This window comes from Pedobacter psychroterrae (genome assembly GCF_004331695.1).
Classification (GTDB): Bacteria; Bacteroidota; Bacteroidia; order Sphingobacteriales; family Sphingobacteriaceae; genus Pedobacter; species Pedobacter psychroterrae.
Genome location: NZ_SJSL01000002.1, coordinates 1172533 through 1186551 on the forward strand (window position 1 = coordinate 1172533; position 14019 = coordinate 1186551).

Genomic DNA, 14019 nt, shown 5'->3' on the forward strand with positions numbered 1-14019 from the left:
TATAATCCTACTGCATTGATATATTTTACAATATCAATGCAGTGAAGATAAAATAATTATGTATTATTTGCTAATAAATAAGAGCGATTCATTGGTATTCCCTTTTACGGAGATGTCGTACCAATTTGTATATTTTGTACCACCTGATAACGCCCATTCTACAAAATTCATATATGCCAGGGTTATAGAAGTATGTTCTTTCGGATAGACAAAAGTGCCATAGATATCTAATGCAAAAGGTCTGTTTGTTTCAGTAAGGTAGTAACGTGCTTTATCAGGACTAGAATTGTCAGAACCCGTTCCAAGCAAGTTCAAATTAGCAAGCGAAGTAGGCTCATGGTTTACCAAATGAACTTCTTTTCCGCGATCAAGGTTACTGATCATAAACGGATTGAACGGAGCCGTTGTGGTAAACTCTTCAGAAAGAGGGGAAGAAAATTGAATGGATAACGTGATGTGCTGTCCATTTATGGTTGGCGCACCACTTAAAGTATTAACGAAACCTGCTGTACCACCAAATACCGCTCTATGATTGTCAAAGGGAATTACTACAGCTTTTGCTTGCCCGGCTTCAACACCATTCCCATCCAATTTGATGTATCCTGAAGACAAATTGTATCCAGATACACTGGATATAGCTGAAGGTTGTATAGGTAATTCCAGTCCAAATCCATTCTGCATGGATGCACCTGCAGCCAGCGGCTTGAATTCTGCCGTCAGGTCCACAACCCCGTTAGATGAGCTCATCGCAAACTTATAACGGTAACTAATAACGAGGTCATTCAAATCATAATCTCCTTCATTAGGCCATAGATCTTCGAAAGCTGTGGTACCCCAGATCGACTGACTTGGATAGTACCTGTCATAAGCACGTTTTTTGTCGTCAGGATACTCATCCAGATCGTCAGAAATTCCATCTCCATCCCTGTCTTCAATTTTTTCATCAAGAAAAGGAATATCAAGTGGTGAAATTGCTTCTACAGGGTTTGATTGTGCGTACACTACTAAATCATTAAAATCCTGGTCACTTCCATATCCCTCTCTTCTGTCGATATCTTCAAATCCGATTAAGAAAGTTTTTTGAGGGGCATTATTTAGTAGCACATTATGTCTTTTAAGCTTTGCATTTTCCGGATTCAAATCTTCATTCGAATAGAATTTAGTCGCTGATGTACTGAACGTTTTATCGGTATAGGCATTTTGAAGTAACACAAACCCAAGTGATACACCTGCCGGAAACCTTCCTATCTTAACTTTATCACCCATTCGCATACTACCAGTTCCTGTATGACCTGCCAATGATGCGTTAGGGAATATCATATGTACGGTGTCGATATCATTCTCAGAAAGTGGGGGATGGCCAGTAGGATAAGTATAATAGCCAAAGGAATTACGGTAGTCAGCACCTTCATGCACAAAAGTTATCCACACATCAGAAAGTTTGGTAATTGTTAAATTCGACGGTGATTCAGTACTAATGTATTTGGATTTAACATAATGTGATTCAGGTAATGAATTGTTTATCCTGGCTTTTAATTCATCCCAATCTATGTCATCTTTTGGATATAGATCTTTCGGACGCCCAAGGTCGTCGTAGTCATTTGCATCGTAAGCAAACACTGTGCTTCCTCCTGCATTTAGAATTCCTTTTTTTGCAGAAAGCTTATTTTTTCTTGAAGGTTTTGCTGTGTTTGTTCTTTCAATTACGACATTTCCACTTGCACCGGATTGTCCTCCGATTATTGCGCTTACGGTATTGTTTTTAGCATATAACTTTACATTCCTCATTAATCCAAAATATGCAGGATCAACTACTAATGTATCCATAAAAGAAGGAACCGTCAGCGTTGTTTTTATGTAACCATTATTGTCAGACATGACTTTCGTTAATTCTGATCCCTTTTTTAAGTTTGAAGGGTGATAAACGGAAACCAGCACGCTTTTCATTGGCTTGTCAGTCGATGATATAAGTCTTACATTAACATCAATTTTTTTAGTCGAAGAATAGTCAAATCCATCTGGAGCTGCTTTCAACCCGTCTGGAATAATTTTGTCTGAAGCTATGTCTGGTTGTTTCTTGCAACTTGTAACACAAAATGAGAAAGCAAATGCAGCAATTAAAAGTAAATTTTTATTCATCGCGAAAGTTTGTTTATTGGTACTAACGTTTAAAGAAAAATCGTTCCAAAAATTCAATGCCTGTTTTTGTGTGATAGTCAATGATTTAATGTGGATATGTAAAATTGAGGAATGTTGATTTTCCCCAATTCGGGGAAAAATATCTACATTTAGCAGTGTTGCAAGGTAAAAAAAAGTCCAGCCTGATCGGGCTGGACTTCTAATATTTAAATTATTCTAACTCTAATTAGCATTGTAAAGTTTAGTGTTGTCTCTGTAGGCAGCAGTAGTAGTGATGTACCAATCTGCGTTAACTGTTCCACCATTGCTAGCCCAGGTAGAGAACATTTTATAACCTGCATGAATCGGTGTCCTCTCTAACGGATATTTAAAGTTTGCAACCGGCAATTGAATCGCCCAAGGCAAGTTGCCTGAAGTAGCATAATATCTGGTGCCCGCAGTAGCATCATGTCCAGTTGAAAACAAGGCAGTATTTGCAAGGCTGGTAGGAGTTTTACCAAACAAATGGGTTTCGTAGCCCCTTCCAAATCCAGTTGAATTATTCCATATAAACGGATTGTAGCTGCTTATGCCAAAGTTCTCGTAAGCCGGACGTTGAGCGGAATTAATAGTAAACTCAATACCAAAAGTTTTGACAGGCGATACCGCTTGTCCGGTTTCGGTATTCCAGGTAACTTGTTGCTCACGGCCATTGGTAAACAGAATAACAACTGCTTTGGCCTGACCAGCCTCAAGCGTCTGGGTAGTAGTCGTGCCATTGATGGTACGTTTATAATTTTGTCCTGTTATGCTTGTCCTTGCAATTGGGAACTCAATACCGGCACCATTCTGGAAACTACCACCTGTGGCCACTAAAGTGTAATCAGCTTTCACATCAACTACTTTATTGTCTTTATTTGTTACCACCATATAACGGTAAGTAATCACTACATCATTCAGGTCATAATCACCTTGTAAAGGCCAGTTATCTTCAAACGCGATAGTATAACCTCCGTTGGCATAGTTGTCGGAAGGAACGTTATGAGCTCTTTCCCCATCATTAGGATAATCGTCTCCTGAGTTAGGGACACCATCGCTATCAGAATCAGGGACAGTAGTAGGGGGAGTATAGTTGTTACCTGTTGGGTTACAAGAGTTTGTTGGGATTACCAATGAACATGATTGTGCCGCAGAACCACTTAAATTGTTTGGCACCAATGTTTGGCTGCTACCCAGACATACATCCAGTCTGTCATAGAAGTGAGTTTCTCCATTGCCATTATTCAAGAAAATATTTACATCAACAGCGCCATTTGATTTGAAAAATGCTCTTCCACCACTTGTTGGGCCCTTTACTTGATTGTCAATTACATTAGCAGTTCCAACATGAAACATTGCGCCACTTGACAAATTGATCGTCGCATTGGCATTCATTTGCGCATTTCCAACCACTTGAAAATAGCTCGAGTTTGTTATTGGTTTGTCGATTACTGCATTCTCTTTAACAATGAACTTACAACTGTTTACAATTAGTGCATTTGAGCTATTGTGTTGAAGTTCTCTTATTATTACTGTTCCGCTGTTTGTAAAAGTACCTATAGTGTTTACTTTGGAAGCTTCAGCAAGGAAACTGTTTGAGTTAGTAACAACCGGATTGTTGCCGTTGAAGCTAATTTCCCCCGAAGCAACGTAAAAATTGCCTGAGTTTTGGAGAACCCCACTGATGGTCAATCCAGAACCATTAAAGTTTAAAGTACCAGCGTTAGCGAATGTTTGGTTATTTTTTAATGCGCTGCTCGCGCCGTTTACATTTATGGTACCATCATTTTCAAAATCACCTTCAGTTTCAAATTGTCCGCCAATCAACATGTTACCTGTACTTGTATTGGTCAAAGTGCTGTTCATGGCCACAAATTTACCGGTTGCGGTAAAACTTCCCTGGTTTAAGAAAATACCGCCGTTGTTTACTTTAAATTCACTTTGGGTTGTTTTTGCGGTTCCAAAGTTTTTGAATGTTCCGTTAGACTCCCAACCCATTGTTGTAAATACCACATTTGCGCCATTTGCGACAATTACCTTTAAACCATTTTGAAGTTTGATATTGCTGATCGTAACAGGTGAATTAGCTGTCCCTGCAGTAATATAAAGTGTTGTATTTGATCCCGGATCGTTGAAGTGGTAGCTGCCGATGGAAGTGATTTTAAATACGCCATTGTTTGACATCACATAACTGTTTGCTCCCGCGGGTACGGTAGTTACACCTGTTGTAGGTACTGTAGGGTTCGGTTCATTAACAGCAGAAAGACCTCCTCTTTTTCCAACTTTCGCAGCAGCAAATGTCTGGGTAATTCCGGTGGCACTCATTGCTACCGATACATTATCAGAGTTAAGCACTACTTTTTCGATCATGGTAGTCCCGTCTGGTGCGATCTTTTCAACATAAGTTTCTTTGATCATTGATGATAAAGTTATCTTAGAATTGAAAGGAACTACTAAACTCGCTGAACCTTTAGATATCAGCTGACCGCCATTGGCAGGATCACCTGAATAAACTTTAATTACATGAATTGCATTCTGGAATCTATTGTCAGTAACGCCGATGCTCATGCTCACATCTCTTGACCCTGACCAGTTAAAGCCATCAGGTGCTTTAATCTCGCTAATCGGATCATTAATGATGGTGTCTATCGCATCGTTTTTCTTGCAGGAAGATATTGCAACTCCTGTAGCCAACAATAAACCGAGTAATTTTAATTTCATGATATTTATTTCTTTTGATTATATAGGATTCAATTTTCGTTCCAAAACCATGAAACTCATTATCTTAATCAAAGATAGCTGTATTATTGCTTCTGACAAGCTTTCTGCGTAATAAGGCCACTTTTATATTCGAAAAGAAAACATGGCCAGCCCAGATAATCTATCTAATTTTCCCCAATTTATAATTATTTGGGGAAATTGTGCCACAATTCTGCTTGGAACAGGAGAGTTTTTTTGCATTCAAAATAAATTATCTATTAACAAGTGATTATTATATATTTGGTACCGTATACACTTTCTGCATGTTATTTAATTCTATTGATTTTGCTTTCTATTTCATAATAGTAACTGTTGCATATTTTCTGTTGCCGCATAGATACAGGTGGATACTATTACTTTCTGCAAGTTGCTATTTTTACATGGCGTTTGTTCCGATCTATATTTTGATTCTCGGATTCACAATAGTGATAGATTATTTCGCCGGTATTTACATAGAGAAGGCCGAGGGTAAGAAAAGGAAAATGCTGCTGATCTGCAGCTTGATTGCAAACATCGGGGTCTTGGTAGTTTTTAAATACTACAACTTTCTAAATGAAAGCTTAGGATATATGTTGAACAATGCCGGATATCAGAATCCTGTCCCATATTTGAGTATTCTTCTACCCATTGGCTTGTCATTTCATACATTTCAGGCCATGAGTTATACAATTGAGGTATATAGGGGTAACCAAAAAGCTGAGCAGCATTTCGGTATATATAGCCTTTATGTAATGTTTTACCCTCAATTGGTGGCGGGGCCCATTGAACGGCCTCAAAACATACTCAGCCAGATGCATGCAAAGCATGAATTTGACTACAACAGGGTGGTGTCCGGATTGCAATTAATGCTTTGGGGTTTTTTTAAAAAACTGGTAGTAGCCGATCGCCTGTCAATCTATGTTAATTCTATTTATGGTCATCCTGAGCTTCACAACGGATCGTCGGTTGCAATTGCTTCTCTGTTTTTTGCCATTCAGATTTACTGTGATTTTTCGGGCTATTCCGATATTGCTATTGGATGTGCCAGGATAATGGGATATGACCTTATGATCAATTTCAGGCGGCCATATTTCTCAAAATCAATAAGCGAATTCTGGAGCAGATGGCATATTTCGCTTTCCACCTGGTTCAGGGATTATTTATATATTCCTTTAGGAGGAAACCGGGTGCCAAAATACAGGGTATATCTAAATTTAATGATTGTTTTCCTGGTAAGCGGCATCTGGCATGGTGCCAATTATACCTTTATTCTCTGGGGAGCACTGCATGGTTTTTATTTGCTTTGTGGTCTTCAGTTCAACAAGCTCCGGTCGGGATTTACGCATAGACTGCATATAAGTAGTCGGGTAAATAATTTGCTCAGTATTGTTCTAACTATTATTTTAGTAACTTTTGCCTGGATCTTTTTCAGGGCAACTTCCATCAAAGACGCTTTTACTCTGGTGACGAACCTCAAAACGATCGGGCAAGTACCATTTCTTGGGGATGGAATCAGCAATATGGCACATTGTGTATTGGCTATTGCATTGCTATTTATGGTCGAGTATAAAATGGAATACCTCAGTGACAGGTTTAACCTGCTTACACACAAAATAATCTGGGTAAGATGGTCTTTTCTTGTAATCAGTGTTTTTGTTATATTGCTATTTGGGGTGTTTAGCGGAGGTCAGTTTATTTATTTTCAATTCTAGCGGCATGAACCAGAGTGTAGTAGTTTTTATAAAACGTTTATTCTTGTTTATGGCATTGTTGATCGTTGCTGATAATATCATCGGATACGGATTAGAAACAATTTATTTCGGCCAGAAGAAGGGGCAATTTGCGCAAACCACCTTTTCCATAGACAATACTACACAAGACATTCTTATTTTTGGAAGTTCAAGGGCAGTAAGGCATTACTCACCTAATGTATTGTCGAAAGCATTGAACATGTCGTGTTACAACGTGGGAAGGGACGCACAGTCCTTACCATACTATGCTGCAATGCAAGAAGCAATATTTACCAGATACAAGCCCAAAATGATTATTGTTGACGTTAATAACTGGGAACTTGCGCCCGGAGAGGCTAAGTACGAAAAGCTGTCTATTCTATTGCCATATTATCGTCACCATCCGGAACTGGCACCCTATCTCAAACAAAGCGGGCAATGGGAAGGAATTAAATTATTGTCGAGAACATATCCCTACAATTCCAGCTTATTTATTTTAGCTTATAATTTTCTCTTTGCTAATAAGTTGATTGCGGATGAACATGGTTTTGCACCTCTTACAGGAAAGATGACGTCGGCGATGCTGGATGATTATGCCTCCCGCCTCAAACTCAACAGTCAGGCGAGTGCTGAAAGCGATAAAATAATAGATCGAAAAGCACTGAATTATTACAGGCAATTTTTAGCTAATACGAATACTCACAATATCAAAACCTACGTGGTAATTTCCCCCAAAGTGTTAAAGGAGCCTCTGGATGCTAGAAATAAGCTCCTTAAAAAGATAGCACAGGAATATCCAAATGTTAAGTTTATCGACTTTTCTGATGATAAAGACTACAATATGATGTACGGAAAATTCGCTGACGTATTTCATCTGAATAATGAAGGTGCCGAAGAATTTACCCGGGACCTAATCCCTTTCTTAAATTGATATTCTTCTAATTTCAGCCCTGAAAATATATTCATTTTTTTTTACAGGTTTAGATTCGTACTATTGTATTGCGATAAAGAACCATGCTTTTATGGAAAAAAAGCAGATAGATTTTAAACTGTAAATTCTTATGAAGTTATACTTATACTTTTTGTTTGCTTTAGTCTTTATGTTTTTTAGCACCTGTAAAAAGAAACCACTGAAGGCGGAATACGTAACTGATAAAGATACAGTGGAGGAAATTCAGAAAACTCATAAGATAATTGAAGTGGGTACAGGCGACGGAAATCTTGTTATAGATGGTTCAGGGATGTCCCTTAACTGCAATGACACTATACGTATTGCTAAGGGATCATACAACAGCATCAATATAAAAAATATAAAATCCCGGAATGGCTGCACCGTCACTATCATAAATACTGGGCTGGTGGAGATAAACGGCAACTTCAAACAGATGAACCTTCAGAATTTGAGAGGGGTTAATATAACAGGAAACGGGGATCCAAATATTAAATACGGGTTTCAGTTTCATGACAATATCTACCGGTCTGTGGTTATCAGTAAGCCTTATAGCAGGGCAACACTCCAGTACGCCTCCTTCAAAAATATTTTTGATTATGTTATTACATTCAATGAGAGTTCTGAATACGATGGGACAGAAAATTCATATGCTGAAGATCTGAAGTTTTTGAGTATCTCTTGCGAAAACACAGCAACGCTCCTAAGAGTGATGGGGAATGTAGAAAATAATAAGATTGTTGGGTATATCAAAGGACTTGAAATTGCTTATCTGGATTACCGGAATTCTGAAGTTGGAGATATTATAAATGTTGGAAATGTTGAGGACTATGACATACATCATAATAGGGTCATGGATATAAACAGGACAACAAATACACATAATGGGGTATTTCATTGCGGTGGCAATGGTAAATTTCATGATAACTTCATAAGCAATCATTCAGGTAATGCCTTACGTGCCTGGATGTTCACCCTGGGCTCCAGACCAAAAAATGTATTGATCTATAACAATATCGTGGTTAATTCACGAAAATACTCTGCATTTGAAACCCAATCCTTCAGTTTTTTTATGGGCCCCAAAGTCACCTATGCAAATGCACAGGTGTACAACAATACTTGTGGAAACCTGAATATCAGCAAAGACTGGTACGGCAATGTCGTGGATGTTTACAACCTTCAGGGTGGATACTGCAAAGTATTCAATAACCTTGCATTCAATTTTCCGGCGCCAAACCCGGCAGATAAGATCATTAATCAACAATCTTCAACTACTCCTCAGAATTCAAATAACCTGTATTTTAACACTGCAGCTGAAGTAGGATTTTCAGACCAGACTACCTATACCCTTACCACAAGCTCTGCGGCAAAAAACAAAGGATTACCAGCTAGATCACTTCTTGAAGATTTTTACGGTCAGTCAAGAAGCAGAACGAAGCCTTCAATAGGGGCCGTAGAATAAAGATCAAATCTTTATATTCACAATATACCTGTTCTCCTTCATCTCAGGATCGTACTGATAAATAAAGCTGTCAGAAGCCAGCGTAATAATATAAAATCCGAAATGCTCAGGCAGCCTGTCCAGGCTCAGTTCATCTTTCCTGATAGGATTAAGAAATCTAAACTTATACCTATCTAAAGGCTGTATTTCGTGGTTATTGCTTTCCGAAAAACTAACATGTAACTTCTGCTCAATATTTTCAAAAGGAATTTGCTGAGGCGAACTAAATTCTATCTGCAAACCTTTTTCGAGTTTTAGAATACTCAGCTGCGGATGGTCAATGATTAATTGAATTTGTGTGGGAAGCCCATTTGAATGCTTTATGGAATTGGTGATCAATTCCACAATAATCAATTTAATCCTTCTTTGATACGACAAGTCCAGATGCAAATGTTCCATGATGATGTCCAATATATGTTTTGTGTAATCATATATTTTGTCAGAATCATTGGGTATTTCCACATCAATAGTTATCGGGAGTTTATTCATTTTTTGAATTCTATATAAGCGCTATCCACTGAATTCCTTATAATAAATATTTTATCCAACCTTGTCAGTTCAAATAGATTTTGAATATCATTATTGAGTTCCACCAATACAAGTTTACCTCCAATAGGGGTCAGTTTTTTCAATATTGCGACCAAAGCACCTAAAAATGAACTATCCAGGTATTCCACATTTTCAAAAGAGATCACTATATTGCTCTCACCTGACTCAATTTCTTCAAATACATACTCTTTAAAAATATCCGATCTGGATAAGTTGGCGTCTTTTGCTACTAGAGTAAGTACCATGACATCACTAAAGTTTTCTTTTTCTACGTCCATTTATATTTTTTTTAAAATTATAATACTGCAGTCATCTACCTGTGACACGTGTTTGTTAAATAAATGATCCTTTATACTTTCAGCTGTCTCACCATTCTTTTTTAAATTATAGATCTTTTCTTTTAAAAGATTGATGTCAGATTTCTTTCTTCCCTCAATTTCAAAGTCTATCATGCCGTCAGAGATCATGTACAATTCATCACCTTTATTCAAATTTATAGCGATCTGGTCAAACACACCAACTTCAGCAAAGCCAAGCAGGATACCGGTTGATTGAAATGATTGCAGTTCATTGTTTTCATTCGCATATTTCAGCAAAGGTAAATCACCCGCCCCTGCATATACTGCCTTTCCTTCTTCATCATCGAGTAAAACGATGCTGAGGGTAGAAAATATATCATTCAACAGCTCATCCGCATGGATTACACGGTTTAATTTATTCAAAATTTCTGAAAGCGCATAATTTTCATCGTATACACACAACCTGATTGCAGACCTGATATAACTCAGGTAACTAAAAGAAAAAAACCAGGCCCCCCATTTTTTCCCCATCACATCACCCAGAATGATAAAGGTATAGCGGTCGTTTACTTTAATGAAATCTATAAAGTCTCCACCTGGCTGATCCTGGTAGGACTGATTGAAATAGCTGATCGAGAAATTTTTTAATACCGGTGCTGCTTTAGGTATGTTTCGGAGATTTAACTTTTCCGCTACATCTTTTATCTCGCTCAGGGAGCGTTCATAATGTTCCTTTACAGTGATTAGCAGATTGTCAATCTTAGATAGAATATGCTTGGAAGGAGTATTTTTAGCAATATAATCAATGGCCTTAAGGTCCAGTCCCTTTTGCACTGAATCTTTATCATTTACAGAGGTAAGAAAAAGAAAGGGGATGTTTTTAAACATATCCTTTTCCAGAAGCCTGCTCCTGAATTCAAAGCCGTTCTTATCAGGCATCTCATAGTCAGAGATGATAAGATCTGGTTTTTCAATCTTCAGGATCTCTTCTGCCTCATACACTGAAAGAGCTATCTTGCAGTTATAGCCACTAGATGAAAGTAATTTTTCAAATAGTTTTAATTGAAAAATATCATCATCCACCAATAAGATAGTTCTACTCATTCTGTTTTAGGTTAAACAAAGACTTAAATATAATATATATCCCAACAGCAACAATAATTAATGAAATTAGGTCCATCAATGTAACACCATCGTCCCGTGTGAAATGAAAAATCGTAAACATTTCAAAGTAAGGCGGTGCGGGCATTATAATCATCGCAAAGCCCAGTGTTACAAATAGTAAGCCAATAATAGCTTTTATTCCTCTATAGAGTACTTGTGTAAACTTAACCGGCCTTAAATCACGTGAGTCAAAGTGGTTGGTTTTCAGCATAAGTTCCAGCTGATCCAATTGGTCCAACTTATCCATTTCTGCCCTGACCAGTTTCCTTACACCCTTTAGTTGTCGTTCTCTTAGTTTTTCGTCGATAGCAGTATTGATGCGGTGCTTCAGGTCCTTTACATTATCAGAATCTAGTTTACTTTCATTCAGTAATAGAATAAACTCATTGAGCTTGTCCTGTAAATCACGTTCCTCCTTCTCAAGGTTTTCAAAATTTATTAATTCATCAGTAATTTTCTTTTTATCGGCCAAAATGTGCTATTTTGATAATTCTAATAATATATTAAATTAAGAATGATTTTAATATCAGTCATCACTGTAAATTTCCACCAGCCAAACGTCTCCATTGAGTTACTCAAGTCCATCAACTTACATCCTGCTAAAGCTAATATAGAGATAATTTTAGTAGATAACGGAAGTAAAGAAAACAATGAAGCCTATTTTAAGGATTATTGCCCTGAGCTTATTTATATCCGTTCAGAACAAAATCTTGGTTTTGCAGGTGGCAATAATCTGGGTATCAGGAAAGCTAAAGGAGATTACCTTTTTTTAATTAATAATGATACCGAAATTACCAATGGATTGTTGGACCAGCTTGCTCAAACGTTGGCAGAAAATCCACACATAGGAATAATTTCCCCAAAAATCAATTACTTTGATGATAAATCAATGATCCAGTATGCGGGATTTACTCCAATGAATTATTATACCTGCAGAAATAGCTGTGTTGGTCAGTTTGAAACAGATAATAAGCAATATGACGACCTGGTACAGCCCACCGGATACATACATGGAGCTGCTATGATGATCAGGAAAGAAGCATTGGATAAAGCGGGCCCAATGGCCGAAAATTTCTTTCTCTACTACGAAGAGACAGACTGGTGCGACAAAATAAGAAAAGCGGGTTATCAGGTATGGGTCAATACCAATGCGCTGATCTACCATAAGGAATCTATATCGGTAGGGAAGAACAGTGCACTTAAAGAATTTTTCATGAACCGTAACCGTATTTTGTTTATCCGGCGCAATGCAAAAATACATCAGCGTATGTTCTTTTATTTTTATTTTATGCTGTTTGTTGCCCCGCGTAATATAATTAAGTACCTCATGACAGGTACGCCACATTTTATACCAGTACTTTTTCGTGCCATCTGGTGGAACGTTACGAATAAAACAAACAGTGCCTACCTTGGCTTTACATTGAAATAATTATGATTATAGCTTTTTGGATCTCTATATTTTTAATCTTCTATACCTTTTTTGGGTATGGGATATTGCTTTATGTCTTAATCAGGATCAAACGCATTTTAAGGCCTGCTCCTAGAAAAATATACTCGGATGATGAATTACCCACCTGTACACTGATTGTCGCTGCATACAACGAAGCAGGGTTTATAGAAGAGAAAATAGCCAATACCTTATCTCTGGATTATCCTGCAGATAAACTTCAGCTTATTTTTGTAACGGATGGTTCCACAGACCGCACAGCCGAGCTGATCAGCAATTATCCACAGATCAGGTTGTTGCATACTCCCGAAAGGAAGGGAAAGATCTCTGCGGTACACCGGGCCATTGAAGCGGTAAACACACAGCTCATCGTATTCACCGATGCAAATACTTTTTTAAATAAGGATGCACTTACCATGATCTGCAGGCACTATGCAGATGCAAAGGTAGGCGCCGTAGCGGGCGAAAAGCGGGTAATGATTGAAGCTGAAGCAGATGCCACGGCAGGAGAGGGCTTTTACTGGAAATACGAATCAAAACTTAAAGCCTGGGATTCTGAACTTTACTCTGTAGTAGGGGCAGCCGGTGAATTGTTTAGCATCCGCAAAGATCTTTATGAGCCGGTACCTGCAGATAGCGTGTTGGACGATTTTATGATCTCTATGAGGATTGCTGAAAAAGGTTTTGTCATCGTATACGAACCCGAAGCATATGCTATGGAAACATCTTCCGCCAATATTAAAGAAGAACTTAAAAGAAAAATCAGGATTGCGGCAGGAGGGATTCAGTCGGTTTTATGGCTAAGTTCATTGCTCAACCCATTTAGATACCCACTGCTCTCTTTTCAATATATAAGCCACAGGGTACTGCGCTGGACGATTACTCCAATCCTGATGATCGCGGTGTTGATGATGAATATTGGTATGGTACTTTCCCGAGCTTCGGATTTTTATAGCTTTATATTGATTGCTCAGGTATTATTCTATGTCTCTGCTTATTTGGGTAAGGTAATGGAGACAAGAAAGATCAGGGTTAAGGTGCTCTTTATACCGTATTATTTTTGCGTAATGAACTACGCCATCCTTGCCGGCCTTATCAGGTTTTTCTTTGGAACCCAATCAGTGATCTGGGAAAAAGCAGAAAGGAAGTAAAAAGAGGTAATGTCTTCAGCTGATCCCGACCATTCGGAGCCGGCTAAAGACATTGAACAACTATAAACGTAAATCGCGTATACTTATTTCTTTTCCGGAGGAGTATTAACGATCTCTCCAAATTCATTTACCCAAGCCATCATGCTGTCCAGATCTCCTCCTGTGGAGTTTTGCTGGCGCTCTTGCTTGCGTTGTTCTTTATCTTCTTTCTTCTTTTGTCTGTTTTTTTCCAATTGCTTCTTCATGAAGGTAGCCTGAGATTTAGCCATAAATTCAATGTATTAATTAATAAATAACTTTTCTCCAGTTTACCTGTTCTGCCAGTATCCTAAT

Annotated in this window: 12 protein-coding genes; 5 read left to right on the top strand and 7 right to left on the bottom strand. The window is 38.0% G+C overall.

The window, feature by feature from the left end; translation table 11 throughout:
- Positions 1-63 precede the first annotated feature (63 nt).
- Together EZ437_RS13375 and EZ437_RS13380 are read right to left on the bottom strand one after the other, a co-directional pair.
- The gene (locus tag EZ437_RS13375; RefSeq protein WP_131596502.1) at positions 64-2139 is read right to left on the bottom strand and encodes an LruC domain-containing protein; all 2076 of its coding nucleotides are present in this window, start codon (positions 2137-2139) and stop codon (positions 64-66) included.
- Between the two features lie 222 nt (positions 2140-2361).
- Positions 2362-4878 carry an LruC domain-containing protein gene (locus EZ437_RS13380; RefSeq protein WP_131596503.1) on the bottom strand — a complete coding sequence of 839 codons (2517 nt, stop codon included), beginning with the start codon at positions 4876-4878 and terminating at the stop codon, positions 2362-2364.
- 302 nt (positions 4879-5180) lie between these two features.
- Here EZ437_RS13380 and EZ437_RS13385 point away from each other — a divergent pair, with 302 nt between their 5' ends.
- From EZ437_RS13385 to EZ437_RS13395, 3 genes are all read left to right on the top strand, one after another.
- Positions 5181-6608 carry an MBOAT family O-acyltransferase gene (locus EZ437_RS13385; RefSeq protein WP_131596504.1) on the top strand — a complete coding sequence of 476 codons (1428 nt, stop codon included), beginning with the start codon at positions 5181-5183 and terminating at the stop codon, positions 6606-6608.
- Positions 6609-6612: 4 nt separating this feature from the next.
- Complete coding sequence (locus tag EZ437_RS13390) at positions 6613-7557, top strand: SGNH/GDSL hydrolase family protein (protein ID WP_131596505.1); 945 nt, start codon at positions 6613-6615, stop codon at positions 7555-7557.
- A 130-nt stretch (positions 7558-7687) separates the two neighbouring features.
- Positions 7688-9037, top strand: a complete 1350-nt coding sequence (locus EZ437_RS13395; RefSeq protein ID WP_131596506.1) for a hypothetical protein — start codon at positions 7688-7690, stop codon at positions 9035-9037.
- Positions 9038-9040: 3 nt separating this feature from the next.
- On the opposite strand, the gene EZ437_RS13400 is transcribed toward EZ437_RS13395, so the two are convergent.
- The 4 genes from EZ437_RS13400 to EZ437_RS13415 are packed head-to-tail and all read right to left on the bottom strand — an operon-like array spanning position 9041 to position 11560.
- The gene (locus tag EZ437_RS13400) at positions 9041-9565 is read right to left on the bottom strand and encodes a PolC-type DNA polymerase III family protein (protein WP_131596507.1); all 525 of its coding nucleotides are present in this window, start codon (positions 9563-9565) and stop codon (positions 9041-9043) included.
- Positions 9562-9903: an STAS domain-containing protein gene (locus EZ437_RS13405; protein WP_131596508.1), complete on the bottom strand. Its 342-nt coding sequence runs from the start codon at positions 9901-9903 to the stop codon at positions 9562-9564. The genes EZ437_RS13400 and EZ437_RS13405 overlap by 4 nt, the downstream gene beginning before the upstream one ends.
- Positions 9904-11028, bottom strand: coding sequence for a fused response regulator/phosphatase (locus EZ437_RS13410; RefSeq protein WP_131596509.1), 1125 nt, complete (start codon positions 11026-11028; stop codon positions 9904-9906).
- Complete coding sequence (locus EZ437_RS13415; protein ID WP_131596510.1) at positions 11021-11560, bottom strand: hypothetical protein; 540 nt, start codon at positions 11558-11560, stop codon at positions 11021-11023. The genes EZ437_RS13410 and EZ437_RS13415 overlap by 8 nt, the downstream gene beginning before the upstream one ends.
- A gap of 42 nt (positions 11561-11602) precedes the next feature.
- Here EZ437_RS13415 and EZ437_RS13420 point away from each other — a divergent pair, with 42 nt between their 5' ends.
- Both EZ437_RS13420 and EZ437_RS13425 read left to right on the top strand, forming a co-directional pair.
- A complete protein-coding gene (locus EZ437_RS13420; RefSeq protein ID WP_131596511.1) occupies positions 11603-12517 on the top strand; it encodes a glycosyltransferase family 2 protein in 915 nt (304 codons plus the stop codon).
- Between the two features lie 2 nt (positions 12518-12519).
- Complete coding sequence (locus EZ437_RS13425; RefSeq protein ID WP_131596512.1) at positions 12520-13686, top strand: glycosyltransferase family 2 protein; 1167 nt, start codon at positions 12520-12522, stop codon at positions 13684-13686.
- Between the two features lie 83 nt (positions 13687-13769).
- On the opposite strand, the gene EZ437_RS13430 is transcribed toward EZ437_RS13425, so the two are convergent.
- Positions 13770-13955, bottom strand: coding sequence for a hypothetical protein (locus tag EZ437_RS13430; RefSeq protein ID WP_131596513.1), 186 nt, complete (start codon positions 13953-13955; stop codon positions 13770-13772).
- Between the last annotated feature and the right edge of the window lie 64 nt (positions 13956-14019).